Genomic DNA, 15,522 nt, shown 5'->3' with positions numbered 1-15,522 from the left:
AGACAAATGTCAATGTCCTCCCGGCAGGAAGTAAAGAAATCAATGCCAAAAACGCACCATCCACGTGAGATGGTGCGCATTTAATATTCTTTTGTTTACTCTTTTATAAAACTCATAATATGAAATAAAAATTCATTTGGCTTCTCAAGATTAACCCCATGGGAAGCTTTTTCAATAAAGACTGCTCTGGTATTTGTTCTTTTCTGTTCCATTTCAAGAATATGATCATCGGAAACCACCCATGACTTTCTTCCATGAACAAGTATCATTGGGCAGCTGCTTGCCAGGAAAGTCTCCCAATGGTTCCCATTTAAATGACTCTGGGCTTCCGGTATATGTTCCCGATCAAACCGGAATCCCCAGCCATTCTCATCTTCAAAAGCACTTTCCACAAAATAGGAGGGATCCTTGATATGGAATGCCTTCAGGCTGTCTCCTAAGGCTTTTAAAGACATCGCCCGGTTGACAATATTACTTGCAAAGGAACAATCATCCTGTTCCACTGCTCCTATATCTTCCAGAATCAATTTCGTAATTTCCGGGCGTCTGGCTGCTGCGTAATAAGCTATGATTCCTCCCAAGGAATGACCTACGACTGTTACGCTGCTGCCTTTCACCACTTCATCCATAAAAGAATAAAAGTCATTTAAAAAATGGGAAATCGTGTACTCTCCTGATCCGGCATGGCTGCTAAAGCCATGTCCCCTTTGATCCAGGCTATATACATGGTACTCCTTTAGTTCCAGAATATTTGCATAGTATCTGGCATTTCCAAAAAGTCCGTGAAGGCAGATTATAACAGGTCTTCCAATCTGCTCATTATCAAGATATGACAGTTTTAACTGTCCGCATATCAAATATTTTCTAATCATAGTTTCCTCCTGTACTGTTTATCAGATCTGTGATAGTATTGTCTCATATATAGGTGTCATTTTCTGATACCATTGGAGGGAAAAATGAAAAAAAGTGAACGTCTTAACTGTATACTGCGTTTTTTATCAGATAAACAGCAATTTCACATATCAGACCTGATGAAAGAATATGGAATTTCAAAAAGTACCGCTCTCAGGGACATTGCCTCCTTAGAAGATATGGGGCTGGCTTTATACAGTGAGCCAGGAAGGTACGGAAGATATGTTTTGCTAAACAATAAGGTCTTACCTGCCATCCGTTTTACCCAGGAAGAATTATTTGTGCTGTATCTGTCCCTCATGACCATGAAGGGCTACCAGACGCTCCCATTCTCTGTGGAGTTTTCTCATATCCGGCAGAAATTCCTTGACAATGTATCTGCGTGGTCCAGAAAAGAATTTGAAAAACTGGAAGACATCATTACTTTTGAAAACGAGGACCACCCTTATAAAAGCGCCTATCTGAAGGAAATCATTTACAGCATTCTGGATAATTATGTGGTACTAATCCGCTACAAAGAGAAAGATTACCAAATTCAGTTCTATCAGGTATCCACCAGTTTTAATCAGTGGTATGGCTGTGGAATTGACCGCAGCACAGAAACGTACAAGGTTTTCAGATGTGATAAAATTACATTTCTCAAACAGACAGACTGTTATCAGCCGCTTACCAGGGAACAGATCATAAGCCATCTTCCCGATTTTTCCCAACGTAAGAACCAGTTTTACGCTGAAATCCTTCCTCACTTTGCTGATGTGTATTATAAAGAGAATTACCCTACAATACAGCTGATACAAGAAAATCATTCCTTTTATTTAAAAGGAACCTATGATGATGGTGAGCTTCCCTTTATTCTCCGGTACTTATCTAGATATTCTGAGGGCATTATAAGCCTGAAGCCGGAACGGCTAAAACCAGAATTAATCCAATATTTGGAAACCCAGATAAAACGGCTTTCATGACTACCATATAAATGGTAGTAACCTATATGTACGCTTCTCATACTCCGTAAATTCGTTACCAAAATGCTTTCTTAATGCCTCTTCTTCAACAACAATTCTGGCATAATAACAGGCCATAGAATAACCGACTACCAGAACCAGTGCAATCAGCCCCCTGAGCCCAAGCGCTGTACCAATCAGGCTGCATATGCTCCTTATCTTTTCTTTTAAATCTGCTATGTATTTTCTTGAGACAATCAGATGCTCACCATTTATTAGTTCTACCATAATTCTGTGATTTGGATAGGGTTTTACATTATTGATGGCAGTAATATTTAATAATAGTGATTTGGAAATACGGACAATCGTTGTCCCATCCAGTTCTGTTTCTATTGTCTGAATGGTCTTTCTGGTCTCATATACATTTTTGTTTGAATAGAAAAATGTTTTTCTGTCGATTGTTTCTATATAACAGATCTGCTCCAATGGAATCTGATAGACTTTATCCTCCCGATACCCCTCCAGCATGATATCAAACTGCCTGATGTGCTGAATCATTTTTTCAATTCTTTGTGTCATATCCGGATATCTTATTTCAATCTCTGTCTCCTGTAACTCATTTTTATGCAGCAGCAGCATTAACTTCAAAAAATCACCTCCTGACTGGATAAATATAAACTATTTTTCCTGTCTGCTCAAGAAAATCTGTTTCAAATACCCTAAAAGAGGTGTATAATACCTATCATGTATCTAAGATCTATATGAAAGGATTGATTTCTATTAAAAAGTTATTAAAAATAACAGCAGCAGCGTTACTTACTGTGTTAATCCTCCTGATCTCAGCGTTTTTTCTATATACCTCCATCTACTATAAAGCGGATGATACCGTTGTAATCGCACTAAATAAAGATATAAAAAGCGGCTTGGCTAAAGAAGGACAACATTCTATCATTATACCTGCCAGAACCCAGACAGATACCGCCCTGATATTTTATCCGGGAGCAAAAGTCGAAGCGGAAGCTTACTATCCTCTTCTATCCCAAATTGCAGAGCAGGGGATTACCTGCATTCTGGTAAAAATGCCTTTTCACCTTGCTGTACTGGACTCTTCTGCAGCAGACGGAATCATTCAGGATATGCCGGAGATCAACAACTGGTATATTGGCGGTCATTCCATGGGCGGTGCTATGGCAAGCAGTTATATGGCATCTCATCCGAACTCCATCAGCGGACTAATCCTTCTGGGTGCCTATCCTTCTGGGGAGATTGACAAGAAAAAAGCACTTGTTCTTTACGGTACCAGGGACGGAATCTTAAGCAGGGAAAAACTGGAAGGTGCAAAAAATGTGATTCCCATAGAGGGCGGGAATCATGCCGGTTTTGGAAATTACGGTAAACAGAAAGGGGATGGAGATGCTTTCATCCAGGAAGATGACCAGCAGGAGATTGCGGTAAATGCAATCCTGAAATTTATTCAGGAAAAAGAGCAGGAAAAAAGCGAATAAGGTGCTTTTTTCCTGCTCTAACTATAATTCCATTCACTGCTTTCTGTTCTTTTTTATCTCCTTCCAGATTTTCTCCGGAGTTGCCGGTATGCTTAACTCTTCCGGATAGGCTCCCAGCGAGCTAAGAGCATGTGTGATTGCAAAAAACACAGCTTCTCCATAGATAAAGGGGGGTTCTCCAATCGCCTTAGACCGCTTGATCCCCAGTTCATTCATACAGCCTTCCATCAGTTCAATATGAAATTCCTCGGGAATATCACCAATGGTTGGTATCTTGTAGGTAGCCGGTGAACCGCTGATCAGCCTTCCTTTTTCCTGATACACCAGTTCTTCCGTTGTCACCCAGCCCACACCCTGGATAAACGCTCCCTGAATCTGCCCGATATCCACCATAGGGTTGATGCTGCTTGCGCAGTCGTGAAGGATATGGGCTGAGTCAAGAGTGGTCCGGCCTGTAAGCAAATCCACTGTCACCTCAGCAACTGCAGCTCCGAACACATAATATAAAAACGGATGCCCTTCCCCCTTTTCTCTGTCAAAATAGATTCCGGGAGTTGCGTAGTATCCATGATCACACAAATCAATTCTCTCAAAATACGCCTTTTGAACCAGCTCTTTAAATGTAATAAGAGGATTTTCATATTCTGTCTCTCCCTCATGTACCGGATAAACAAAACCGTTTTCAAATACCACCTCTTCTACCAGATACAGTTTTTGCACCAGTTCCTTCAGCCTTCCCAGTATCTTAAGTGCAGCATTCTCAACCGCATGACCATTTAGATCACATCCGGAAGACGCCGCAGTAGCCGATGTATTCGCAACACGCTTTGTGTTGTTGCTTTCAATTCTGATAGAAGTAATGGGAACTCCCAGAGTGGTTGCCGCAATCTGAGCGATCTTCGTATTTACCTCCTGCCCCATCTCGATGGCTCCGTGGGTTACGGAAACGGATCCATCGGTATATACGTGAATCAGTGCACTTCCCTGGTTTAAATGAGCGGCTGTAAAAGAAATACCAAACTTCACGGGAGTGATTCCAATTCCCTTTTTCACATAACGGCTGCTTTGATTGAATACAGCAATTTCTTCTCTTCGTTCATCCCACCTGCTGTCTGCTCTCAGCTTTTCAAATATTCTTCCGATGTCCTCCCCATGGTGGATTTCCTGCCCGTAAGGAGCTATATCCCCTTTCCGGTACATGTTCTTCATTCTCACATCATAAGGATCCAGTCCCAGCGTAAATGCAATTCTCTCAATCACGCTTTCAATTGCGAAAATCCCCTGCGGACCGCCAAAGCCACGAAATGCGGTGGCGGGATGCAGATTGGTTTTGCAGGGTCTGCCAATGATTCTTATATTATCAATGTTATAGCTGTTTTCTGCATGGAGCATCGCGCGTTCCAAAACAGAGGTACTCACATCTGCAACAGCCCCGCAGTTGGAATTAAGTTCTACGGAATAAGCAAGAATCTTTCCCTCTTTATCAAATCCCACCCGGTAATCGCTTTCAAATGCATGGCGCTTTCCGGTGGAAAGCATATCTTCGTCTCTGGTCAGACGGACCAGGGCAGGACGGCCGGTCTGATATGCGGCAAGAGCTGCAAGGCAGGCCCAGGAAGTGGCTTGGGATTCCTTTCCTCCAAATCCTCCACCCAGTCTTTTAATGTCCACAGTAACCATATTCTGAGGCATGCCAAGGACACCTGAAACCATCTTCTGAATCTCGTTGGGATTTTGGGACGAGGAATACAGGGTGATGCCGCCATTGTCTTCCGGCACAGCCAGGGCACTCTGGGTTTCCAGATAAAAATGCTCCTGGCCTTCATTTCTGATCACGCCTTCCAGATAACAGGGACAATTATCAAACACTTCTTCCACGTCTCCCCGTTCAATTTTTCTCACCGGACCTACATACTGTTCTCTCCGGATTGCTTCTCTTACTGTAAGCACAGGCGTTTCTTCCTCTACCTCCAGTATGATCTGTTTCATTGCTGCCTCTGCTTCCTGCCTGCTGTCAGCAGCAATGACAGCTACAGGCTCTCCAGCAAACTGCACATGACCCTGGGCAAGACAGACCTCATCCTTAATAATTCCGCCGATCTGGTTCTCTCCTGGTATATCCTCTGCAGTCAGAACAGCCGCCACCCCAGGCATCTCACCAGCTTTTTGTATATCCAGCTTTTTGATCCGCCCGCAGGCGGCAGGGCTGACCATGACTGTTACATATAACAGGTTTCCGGGTTTTGGTATATCATCAATAAACTGGGAACGTCCCATCACGTGATCACGTCCGTTTACATGCAGGGGAGATGTTCCTGCCTGCCCCCACTGAATGTTTTGCTTTATCTGTTCATTCTTCATGGCCATCTGCCTCCTGACTGCTTTTATAAGCCAGATATTGTTTCATTAAAAGATTTTGCATTACAGCCTTCCGATAGTCTGCACTGCCTCTCACATCGCCAATGGGGTCGGCTTCCCTTCCAATTATTTCATAAGCACTGAAAAAGGTCTCTTCTGTCATACTCTTTTCCTCCAGATAACGGGAGGTTTCTGGCATAAAAAGAGTGGTAGGCCCCACACCTCCGCAGGCAATGGACGCCTTTTTAATCATTCCTTCTGATATCTTTAAGGCTATGGCAGAATTCACCGCAGATATATCCACTTCTTTTCTTTTGCTTACTTTTTCAAAGTGGATAAAATCGTACTCTCCCAGAGGAATAGATACAGAAGCAACCCACTCACCGGATTTGTTTTCCGTCTGTTTATAACCGTGATAAAACTCCCTGACAGGTACGGTTCTCGTTCCTTCACAGCCTCTTAACGTAACAACTGCATCTACTGCCATTAAAAGAGGGACTGTATCCGCTACCGGAGATGCATTAACTAGATTGCCTGCCAGTGTGGCAGAGGATCGTATCTGCTCCGAACACATACTTAAGACTGCATCGGAAAACTGGGGAAATAAAGGCTTTACAGTATCTATAATGGCGGACAAAGTAACTCCGCCTCCAATTGTCAGATGGTGACCTTCATCGTATGATATTTTCTGCAATGATGAAATTCTGCTGATGTCGACCAGCAGTCTGTAATGCTGGTTTCTTTTCTTGATTCCCACTACTACATCACTTCCGCCATTTAAGAAGCGCAGATTCTGTCCGGATACAAGTTCCCCGTGATCTCTGATAAATGCTTCCAGGTTTTCCTCTGATACAGGAGAATAATAAGCGTTTTCCCCATCATCAATAAAAATATCCTCATGGACGAACGCCAGCTGCTTTACTTCTGTCTGTTCCAGATATGAAGGGCGGATATTTTCATTAGAAATGGTGATATCGTTTAAGTATTCCGGTACTTTCCGAATGGCTGCATAACCCGTACACCGGCAGAGATTCCCCTCTAAATATCTACGGAATTCTTCCCTGTCAGGGTTCGGTCTCTCCAGATAGAGTGCCAGTATGGACAGAATCACACCCGGTGTACAGAATCCGCACTGAGTCGCATGTGCGTTTAAAACTGCTTCCTGTATGGGGTGAAGCGTTTCCTTTTGTGCCAGTCCTTCTATGGTAATAAGATGCTTTCCCTCCAGCTTTGCCGCCAGATACAGACAGCCTGCCACTGACTTATAGTGTACCTTGCCCTCTCTTACCTCCCCAATCACCACCGTACATGCTCCGCAATCCCCCTCTCCGCAGCCCTCTTTGATCCCGTTTAGCTGGAACCGGCTGCGAAGAAGCTCCAGAACTGTTGTTTCCCCATTGACTGAAATCTCTTTCAATTGTCCATTCAGAAAGAAGCGAATCGTTTTCTTCATACCTTCCTTACTCCTTTTCATTCCTGTTTTCCCGCTGGTCTGCATACATCCCCTGAAGCTTTTGGATAAAAAAATCCCCAGGCACACGAAACACATCAGAACAACAGCTTCTTTTGAAGCGGCAGTTCAGTCTGTGCTCATGTAGCCTGGGGCAATTTAAGGTCGCCTGGTCGAGACGCTCAAACCATATTAATGAGCTTATACAAGAAGCAGTCCATATTCAAATACTTCTTTGTATCTTTACAATAAATTATACCGGATTATGACAGATAGTCAATAAAAAATATCTGATTTCTAATATTTTCCTAACTTCATATGACCGGCAAGCTCTGTCTTGGATCTCTGCTTAATGGTCCATGCCTCATCCTTTGCCTGTGTAAATGCAGATACACATTTAGGATCCAGATTATCCTCGATTCCTTCCTTGCATAATTCGATCATCTTCTCTGCCAATGTGATCACTTCCATGTGAATAGCATTGGTACGATCGGAACGATATATCTTTTCAGCATCTTCTTCGCTGAGTTCTTCAAATTTCTCTGCTCCTACTTTACATTTCGGGCAAGCTTGCGGGGGAGTCTCCCCTTCATATACATATCCGCATACAGTACATTTAAATAATTTCATATCCTATACCTCCTACTAATTGAATTATTTTAATCAATACTTGAAGATTACTAATAGTATCATCTATATAAAATCATTTGTCAACCGCTGCAAAAAAAATTCACCATTTTTTAACAATTATAAAACCTCAAGCATCTCCGTTTTAGAATCTGGTGCAAATGCCCGGATTCGCTCTTCCAGCTTCATCAGTGCTGTCCTGACTTCATGCGTGCTGATTCCCGGCGGCGCATAGATTGTAAACAGGACATTCCTTGTATCTGGTGTTATCCTGGTATCATAGTCCGGTCCTTTCAGAATACTGGAAATCACCCTGGCATTGTCACATAATATTAAATCACCTGCTGCAGTGGTCACGTCTCTTCCAGAGATAGACTGGTAACCTTCATTTCCCGTTGCAAGATTCAGCATAAGAGGTGGTTCCAACGAGTTTAAATCGTGACCGGCAGTCAGCATCATACTCTCCAGCTCATTGAAAAACATGGACTGCAGCAGAAGTGATTTTGATTCGCATGTTTTTTTCCCTTTTAACATGGAATCAAGCTGTGACAGAAGGTGATAACTTTGTCCAAACTTTTTATAATAAGCTGCGTATGCATTAACAGGTCTCTGCTCTTTTAATTCTTTTTTTGTAACTCCCTCATATTTATCCCTAAGCTTTTTTAAAAATGTGGCTTCATCTTCTTTTTTGCAGCCCTCTTTTTCCATAATACCCCTTATAATGAGTACTCCCATTTTGGTTCCTGGATAAACTTTTTCTATGTCTTTATCAAATATAATCATAACTTCCTCCTGTTTTGTGACTGCCCCCCGATGAACAGCATACCGAAAATAATAAGTCCTCCGCCTGCCCATTGGTGCAGACTAATTGGTTCTTTGAGAATAAATAATGACAGAAGCATGGATGTGAAAGGATTATCATACTCTCATTTAACTTCTCAGTTAGTATGGAACCTGTAACAACGGAAGTTCCCGCTAAGGAAAACCCAAGCATCAGATAAATTTTTCCAGTAATATTTTTCATGTCAGTCCTTTCTCACAGCATTGCAATACAGCGGATATTTGCTATAATGATACCGTAACGATCTGGTTGTCGTAAGAGCCAGTTAAGACTTATTTTCAATGGTCCAGTGAAAGGAGAGCTTATGTGGGGAATTGAATTGCGTACCAACAGTGAAATCAGTCTGGCACGCCAGATTTTTCTCTCCCTCCGGAAGCGTATTCTCGCGGGAGAAATACTTCCAGGCGAACCACTGCCATCCACCAGGGAACTGGCAAAAGGGCTGGGAACCTCCCGCAATACTGTATGCGAAGCCTATGACATGCTGCTGACAGAAGGGTTTATTATCAGCCGGCAAGGTGCCCCCTCCAGAGTGACAGAAGGACTGCATCTTATGCCGGGGAACGCCAATACCAGCCAGGACACAGGAAACGAGCAGCCGGAGCATGGAGGTGAATCCGGAAGATATATTTATTACCTCAGGAGCTACCCAGGCATTCTATTTACTGGTTGATATTCTATATAAAAATGAGCGGCCTTTTTGTCTGGAAAATCCCTCTCACCCAGCGATCCGCACCGTCATAAACGACCGGAATTATCCTCTGTGCTTCATGCCTGCTGACAGGCAGGGAGCCGATGACTCATGGATTAAAGAGAGGGATTTATCTGCCGTATATCTCACCCCGTCTCACCAGTTTCCCTTAGGTGGTATTCTGCCTGCTTTGCGCCGTGCATCTTTTATTCGTCTGGCAGCAGAAAAAGATTATTATATTATTGAGGATGATTATGACAGCGAATACCGCTACTGCGGCTCACCGGTAACCCCTCTCTATTCTTTGGACCCTTCCAGAGTAATTTATGTGGGAACCTTTAGCAAAACTTTGTTTCCAGCTCTGAGAATCGGATTTGCCGTGCTTCCGAAAGAGCTTCAGAAAAAGTGGAGGCATTACCGGAACTACCTTGATGTACAAAATCCCATTCTGGAACAGGCTGCTCTGGCTGAATTTTTAAGAAGCAGGAAAATGGATAATCATATCAGGCATATGCGAAAAGTATATGCAAAGAAACGCGAAACCCTTCTGCAATCTGCGAAGGAGGCATTTGGAAGTCAGATTCGTGCCTGGGGTGATGAATCCGGACTTCATGTAGCTCTTGAATTTCCGGAAATGAAATTTGGAAAAGATTTCGTATCTGACTGCAGAAATAACGGCATACAAATACAGACCGTATCCCAGTACTGCAGCGATGAAAGCTGTCATGCAGATAAACTTTTATTGGGCTACGGACATCTGAACGAAAAAGAGATTCATGAGGGTATAGCAGCGTTGAAATCATTAATAGTCTCGTTTGCCCCCAGCTTGTAGCTGCGTAGCGGAATTCTCCGTATACTACTGCATAATCCACCTTATTATCAGCAGTAATCTCATCTAGTTCTTTTTCAAGAGATTCTGCAAGCTTTATAAGAGTATCATAAGGACGAACGCTCCCAGTGGCACTAAAACTGGGGGTGGGTATTTACTTATCTTCTACGTCAATATCAGTAAGTTCAAATTTTAATAATTTGTCCTTTAATTTTATAACTAAGTGGTATTGATCAGCATCTGTTATCCAATATTCCATCCCATTTTCACCAAAATTAGCCTGTTCGTTCTCTGTAGGTATTAAGTTTATGGATATGATTTTCTTTATTGTACCTGTAGGCGTAATGTCATTATTATTATAATCTTCAGAATCCCTCAACTGATATAAATTGTTGTTAATCATTACCAGCGGTGGCAATGAGTCATTTAAAAAGTCATTCTTAGGAACAACAAACTCTCTATAATGTATGATAATTTTTACTAATATTAAAAATAAAAAGAAAATTATAATAAGTATAGTCTTATCTTTTTTCATATTCATATCACAGAAACCTTTCATGTGTTATTCAGTAAAACATATACATTTTACATTACCAAAGTATCAAAAATATGTAATCAATAATATTATGCAGGAAATAATGTTTAACCTTATTTTATATTCTGACAAATAAAGCATCTAAAAGAATCGAATAGAAACTCCTCATTTAGCAGATAAGTAATTGCGAAACTCAAAAGGCAACAGAGTTTCGCAATTGACTATCATTTGGCAGAGATATAAAGGAGTATATTGGAATAACCAAATACTCTTCTCTTTATATAAATTTTAAATATAATTATTTTTTAACAGAAGTTTAGTTATTTATCCTCCTCTATTATATAAACGTTTTAAACCTTAATTCGTAACACTATTATTCAAAATTTAAGTTTTTAGAGACTATGACCTGCCCCAGTTTTAGTGTCATAATTAAGACTTTCATCTCTTAGTTTTCCATTTAAACTTTCGATAAAGCATCTTTGAACGAAAAAATTTGCACCGGTTCACCGGTGCAAATGATTTGTTTATTTTAGGACATTTTCAAAAATGCTTGACAGTTTTTTTACATTATATCAGCTTCACTCCAAACCCCTTACGAACGTAAGGAAGTAATTTTAAATCTGTTTCCTTAATCTGCCCAATCACATTAAGCCGCTCATCCATAGGTAAATCCACGCGGGCTATTTCAAGTTCACCCATATACCGTGCATATTTCCTATTTGAAATACAGATACTTCCTGCCTTTCTGAAGCGCATCTCATTTTCCACAGGTTCAATGTCCATCTGATATAATCTGGATTCCTGGGAACGGAATATAAATTCACTGGAATCCGGCCTGTCATGATGGATCTGGTCTCTGACAAATTCATACTCCGGGAGTAAGTCAGCTTCCAGATCCACATATCCCCGGCTGATGCAGTTTACCGCTTCCCAGTCCTTCTCTTTTATATCCACATCGCCGATCAGAACCACATCACAGTCACCACCCATAAAAAGCTCCAGCATGTTATAAGCCACCTCATCCCGGCTGTTCCTGTGCGACTCCACGGTAGGCAGACCTTCAAAGAGCGGCCCCCTGAGTGTTAAGTTACCAGGCACAAATGCCATGGTTGTAAACCCCAGATACTTTAATCTGCTGTTGATTTCTTTCACCTGATTTAAGGACAATGCGGTAAACTGCTTGGGATAAAAGTTATGACATGCTGCAAATCTGGTAAAATCTGCTCCATACTGTTTCCATTCTGAAAGCTCCTCTTCCATAATGGTGGAGGCATTGAAAACCACATGAAAGCTTTTGGAGATTTCCACCACTTCCCTGGGTGAAAAGCCATAATCCAGTCTGACATGGGTAATCCCCAGAGATTTTAACTCCTCCATATTTGCAACACCAAGCTTTTCATAGGTTTCAGGTCCCACATCCGCAATCAGGTTCAGTTTTTCTTCCCTGCAGCAGTTTAGAAGCTGCCTGATTCCCTGCCTGTAGTCCACTCCTGTCTCTTCTGGAATGTGGAGGGAAGTAAATGCATATGTGGCCCCGTTTTTTACCGCTTTTTTAATCAGTTTTTCATTCTTCTCCATCTCATTGGAGAAATAGATGGAAATTCCAGTTTTCATTCCTCTTCTCCGTAAACTTCATTAATTCTGTTTTCATCTACACCAAAAAAGTAAGTAACCAGGAAGCCCCCTGCATAGGCTGCAAGCATAGCAATGATAAAGGGCAGCTGCTGACCCGGCTTTACAATCAGAAGACCGAACAGGCCGGATACTCCCTGGGAAACGGTTCCCAGATGAAGAAGCGCTGCCAGCGCTCCTCCAAATCCACTGCCGATGCAGGCAGTCAGGAAGGATCTGCCAAGAGGCAGGGTAACTGCGTACATCATTGGTTCTCCAATTCCCAGAATTCCTACAGGAATGGAGTCTCTTATGTATCTTTTTAATTTTTTATTCTTTGTTTTCATATAAAGAGCAATTCCAGCTCCTACCTGGCCGCCGCCTGCCATCATTAAGATGGGAAGCAGGTAATTGATGCCGCCTGTGGCACCTGCCGGGTCATTTAACATGGCATGAATAGGCGTAAGAGCCTGATGGAGTCCCACTGCTACCAGCGGAAGGAAGCCTGCAGACAGAATATAGCCGCCCACTACTCCCATTTTTTCATATGCAAAGCTTAATACTGCAAAAATCACCTTAGTCAGACCGGCTCCCAGAGGCTGAATCACTAACAGTGCAACAATTCCGCCAATGATCAGCACCAGAAGCGGGCTGATGAAGGTATCGATTAGATCCGGCATGTGCTTTCTGATCCGTTTCTCCAGCACTGCAAAAAACATACCGGCAATTAAAGCTGCTAAAAGACCGCCGGAAGCAGGGTTAAATGGCGCATTGGTAATCGGAAGTAAGATCTGTTTCTCCTGAATCACTGCAAGAAGCGGCATTCCCGCATTGGATATGGACATAGCTCCTGCAATGGCTCCCAGTGCTCCGGAGCCGCCGAATTCCCTTGCCGCATTGTAGCCTACCAGAATAGGGAGGTATGCAAACAGTGCCCAGCCCATGGTCCTTATGCAGGCAAACCACCACACTCCTGCCAGTGCTCCGTGAGTGGAAACATTGATGACGTTGCAGATCCCATTAATTAAACCAGCTGCTATAATTCCCGGGAGCAGTGCCACGAAAATATTGGCGATTTTCTTTAAGAATCTCTGGACAGGCTTATCATATTTCGCCTTCTGCAATTCCTTGTTTTCTCTTGTAACGGTCTGAATATCCTCTCCGGAACCGCCATCCTCTGCCTGACCTTTTGGCAGTCCCGTAAGCTTATAAAATTCATCCAGTACCTTATTCACCTTCCCAGGCCCAAACACGATCTGAAGGGTATTGCTTTCCACCACTCCAAGGACTCCTTCTACCTTTTTTATCTGCTCTAAGTCCACTTTTGATAAATCCTTCACTCCAACCCGAAGCCTTGTCATACAGGCAGCATTGGATGTGATGTTGTCTTTTCCCCCCAACAACAATAACAGTTCTTCACTGACTTGCTTGTAATCCATCGTTCTCCTCCTTTTATAAACGTTTTCTATTTCAAAGCCTGACGGACATTTCCGCCTGCTTTTAACAGCTTTTCTCTCGCTTCGCTGGCATCACAATCAGACAAAATCATAATCACTGCTGTTTTTACATGACCGTCTGCCTGCTCCAGTACCTCTTTTGCTTCCTCTCGTTCACACCCGGTTGCAGTCATCACAATATTTTGTGATCTTACCACAAGCTTTTCGTTGCTCTGTCTGACATCCACCATTAAATTCTGATAGACCTTTCCGATTCCGATCATACTTCCGGTCGATATCATGTTTAAAACCATTTTCTGAGCAGTACCTGCCTTCAGTCTGGTGGAGCCGGTAAGTACCTCCGGTCCGGTGACCGGTTCAATGGCTAACACTGCTTCCTTTCCAATGTCCGAATTCCTGTTGCATGAAATGGCTACGGTTTTACAGCCAAGGGAACGTGCATACCGGAGTCCATGAATGACATAAGGCGTTCTACCGGATGCCGCAAGACCAATTACAATATCTTCTTTTGACAGACAGATGGACTTTAATTCCTCTCTGCACAGGGTTTCACTGTCTTCCGCGCCTTCCACTGCTTCCACAAATGCCTTCTCACCTCCTGCAATCAGACCCACAACCATCTGCGGCGGCACGCCGAAGGTAGGAGGACATTCCACCGCATCAAGTACTCCCAGGCGACCGGAAGTTCCCGCTCCCACATAGATGATTCTGCCTCCTGCTTTCAGGCTTTCTGCTGCCCACTCAATCGCCTGTGCGATCTGAGGGATTACTTCCCCGATTGCCTTAATAACAGCACCATCCTCCTGGTTCATAATCCGGGCAATTTCAATAGGAGTCATCTCATCTAACCCCATGGTATCCGGATTTCTCGACTCCGTTGTCAGTTTTGATAAATCAATCATCTTTTATGTTCCTCCGTCCTTTTGTATATGCGTTCTGCCAAACTGATTCATGCAGAACTCGTAATTCCGATTTACATAAGCGGTAAACAGCACATCTACCACATTTAACTGTGAGATCCTGGAAGACATGGCGCCGCTTCGGTGAATAAGCTCCGTAGCAGCCACAGGCAGGACAAAATCCGCCTCTGCAGCAAGCTTTGACTCAACTGCTCTTGTGATGGCAATCACCTTTGCACCGTTTGCCCTGGCTTCTCTGGCACACTGAAGCATCTCTTCTGTCAGACCGGAATAGCTGATCACTATCGCCACATCACCGGGCCGCAGGTTCCTGGCAGTCAAAAACTGGGCATGCCAGTCGTCACATAAGCTGCAGATTACATCTGCCCGAAGAAGTTTCAGATACAGATCCCTTGCCACAAGAAGGGAGGTTCCAAGTCCGTATAAGGAAACCGTTCTGCTGGTTTCCAAAAGCTTTACACACTCTGTAATTGTCTTTGGTTCCAGAAGCTTTCTGGTGGTCTCCAGTGATTCAATATTTTTCTTTGTCACCTTATAGATAATATCCTCCACAGTGTCCTTCTGGGTGATCTTCTGAAATGCAATATCCCGGCTCTCCCGAAACAAGGCCACCTCATAGGCAAGCGTGCTCTGGAAATCTTTATAGCCGCTGCACCCCAGCTTTTTGCACAGCCTGACAATTGTGGCAGGGGAGGTATAAGTTTCCTTTGCAATCTCCTTAATTGTTTTTCTTAACACAGATTCCGGATTTCTCTGCAGCCTTTTTATCAGCTGTTTTTCAGCATCTCCTGCATTTTTAACATAATCATCAATTCTAACAAGCAGACCTTTCATTGTCCCTTCCT

General features: G+C 43.0%; 15 protein-coding genes, 1 pseudogene and 1 riboswitch. Of the genes and pseudogenes, 4 read left to right on the top strand and 12 right to left on the bottom strand.

The window, feature by feature from the left end; all coding sequences use genetic code 11:
* Positions 1-95: 95 nt before the first annotated feature.
* A complete protein-coding gene (locus tag CRO04_RS05820; protein ID WP_097003288.1) occupies positions 96-872 on the bottom strand; it encodes an alpha/beta fold hydrolase in 777 nt (258 codons plus the stop codon).
* A gap of 84 nt (positions 873-956) precedes the next feature.
* On the opposite strand from CRO04_RS05820, the gene CRO04_RS05815 reads away from it, so the two are divergent.
* Complete coding sequence (locus CRO04_RS05815; RefSeq protein ID WP_097003287.1) at positions 957-1,874, top strand: helix-turn-helix transcriptional regulator; 918 nt, start codon at positions 957-959, stop codon at positions 1,872-1,874.
* Here CRO04_RS05815 and CRO04_RS05810 read toward each other — a convergent pair whose 3' ends face one another.
* Entirely contained in the window at positions 1,875-2,492 is a 618-nt protein-coding gene (locus CRO04_RS05810; protein WP_242974363.1) for a LytTR family transcriptional regulator DNA-binding domain-containing protein, read from the bottom strand.
* A gap of 122 nt (positions 2,493-2,614) precedes the next feature.
* Here CRO04_RS05810 and CRO04_RS05805 point away from each other — a divergent pair, with 122 nt between their 5' ends.
* Complete coding sequence (locus CRO04_RS05805; RefSeq protein WP_097003285.1) at positions 2,615-3,358, top strand: alpha/beta fold hydrolase; 744 nt, start codon at positions 2,615-2,617, stop codon at positions 3,356-3,358.
* Between the two features lie 33 nt (positions 3,359-3,391).
* Here the strand turns inward: CRO04_RS05805 and xdhB are convergent, their stop codons facing one another.
* From xdhB to CRO04_RS27395, 5 genes and pseudogenes are all read right to left on the bottom strand, one after another.
* Entirely contained in the window at positions 3,392-5,719 is a 2,328-nt protein-coding gene (xdhB, locus tag CRO04_RS05800) for a xanthine dehydrogenase molybdopterin binding subunit (RefSeq protein WP_166432481.1), read from the bottom strand.
* Positions 5,709-7,169, bottom strand: coding sequence for a xanthine dehydrogenase small subunit (locus CRO04_RS05795; protein ID WP_166432480.1), 1,461 nt, complete (start codon positions 7,167-7,169; stop codon positions 5,709-5,711). Before CRO04_RS05795 ends, xdhB begins: the two co-directional genes overlap by 11 nt.
* A 122-nt stretch (positions 7,170-7,291) precedes the next feature.
* A riboswitch (purine riboswitch) is annotated at positions 7,292-7,395 on the bottom strand.
* Positions 7,396-7,463: 68 nt separating this feature from the next.
* Positions 7,464-7,796: a rubredoxin-like domain-containing protein gene (locus CRO04_RS27400; RefSeq protein WP_097003282.1), complete on the bottom strand. Its 333-nt coding sequence runs from the start codon at positions 7,794-7,796 to the stop codon at positions 7,464-7,466.
* Between the two features lie 117 nt (positions 7,797-7,913).
* Positions 7,914-8,576 (bottom strand): hypothetical protein, encoded by a 663-nt coding sequence (locus tag CRO04_RS05785; RefSeq protein ID WP_097003281.1) that lies wholly within the window; start codon positions 8,574-8,576, stop codon positions 7,914-7,916.
* Positions 8,573-8,698: pseudogene (locus CRO04_RS27395) on the bottom strand (hypothetical protein); the annotation flags it as partial. The gene CRO04_RS05785 and the pseudogene CRO04_RS27395, both read right to left, overlap by 4 nt.
* A gap of 240 nt (positions 8,699-8,938) precedes the next feature.
* Between CRO04_RS27395 and CRO04_RS26750 the strand changes: the two are divergent.
* Together CRO04_RS26750 and CRO04_RS05775 are read left to right on the top strand one after the other, a co-directional pair.
* On the top strand, positions 8,939-9,307 hold the full coding sequence (locus tag CRO04_RS26750; RefSeq protein WP_242974353.1) for a GntR family transcriptional regulator: 369 nt from the start codon (positions 8,939-8,941) through the stop codon (positions 9,305-9,307).
* Complete coding sequence (locus tag CRO04_RS05775) at positions 9,240-10,157, top strand: PLP-dependent aminotransferase family protein (RefSeq protein ID WP_242974352.1); 918 nt, start codon at positions 9,240-9,242, stop codon at positions 10,155-10,157. Before CRO04_RS26750 ends, CRO04_RS05775 begins: the two co-directional genes overlap by 68 nt.
* Positions 10,158-10,308: 151 nt before the next feature.
* Here CRO04_RS05775 and CRO04_RS05770 read toward each other — a convergent pair whose 3' ends face one another.
* From CRO04_RS05770 to CRO04_RS05750, 5 genes are all read right to left on the bottom strand, one after another.
* On the bottom strand, positions 10,309-10,689 hold the full coding sequence (locus tag CRO04_RS05770) for a hypothetical protein (protein ID WP_141400944.1): 381 nt from the start codon (positions 10,687-10,689) through the stop codon (positions 10,309-10,311).
* A gap of 567 nt (positions 10,690-11,256) precedes the next feature.
* On the bottom strand, positions 11,257-12,303 hold the full coding sequence (locus CRO04_RS05765) for a MupG family TIM beta-alpha barrel fold protein (protein WP_097003278.1): 1,047 nt from the start codon (positions 12,301-12,303) through the stop codon (positions 11,257-11,259).
* Entirely contained in the window at positions 12,300-13,739 is a 1,440-nt protein-coding gene (locus CRO04_RS05760) for a PTS transporter subunit EIIC (RefSeq protein WP_097003277.1), read from the bottom strand. Before CRO04_RS05760 ends, CRO04_RS05765 begins: the two co-directional genes overlap by 4 nt.
* Positions 13,740-13,765: 26 nt before the next feature.
* On the bottom strand, positions 13,766-14,659 hold the full coding sequence (gene murQ / locus CRO04_RS05755; RefSeq protein WP_097003276.1) for an N-acetylmuramic acid 6-phosphate etherase: 894 nt from the start codon (positions 14,657-14,659) through the stop codon (positions 13,766-13,768).
* 3 nt (positions 14,660-14,662) lie between these two features.
* A complete protein-coding gene (locus CRO04_RS05750; protein WP_097003275.1) occupies positions 14,663-15,511 on the bottom strand; it encodes a MurR/RpiR family transcriptional regulator in 849 nt (282 codons plus the stop codon).
* Positions 15,512-15,522: the final 11 nt, after the last annotated feature.

Origin of the sequence: Lacrimispora amygdalina, assembly GCF_900205965.1 — a bacterium.
Classification (GTDB): domain Bacteria; phylum Bacillota; class Clostridia; order Lachnospirales; family Lachnospiraceae; genus Lacrimispora; species Lacrimispora amygdalina_A.
The sequence above is the reverse complement of the archived record's forward strand: the minus strand, read 5'-3'. Positions and strand labels throughout refer to the sequence as shown.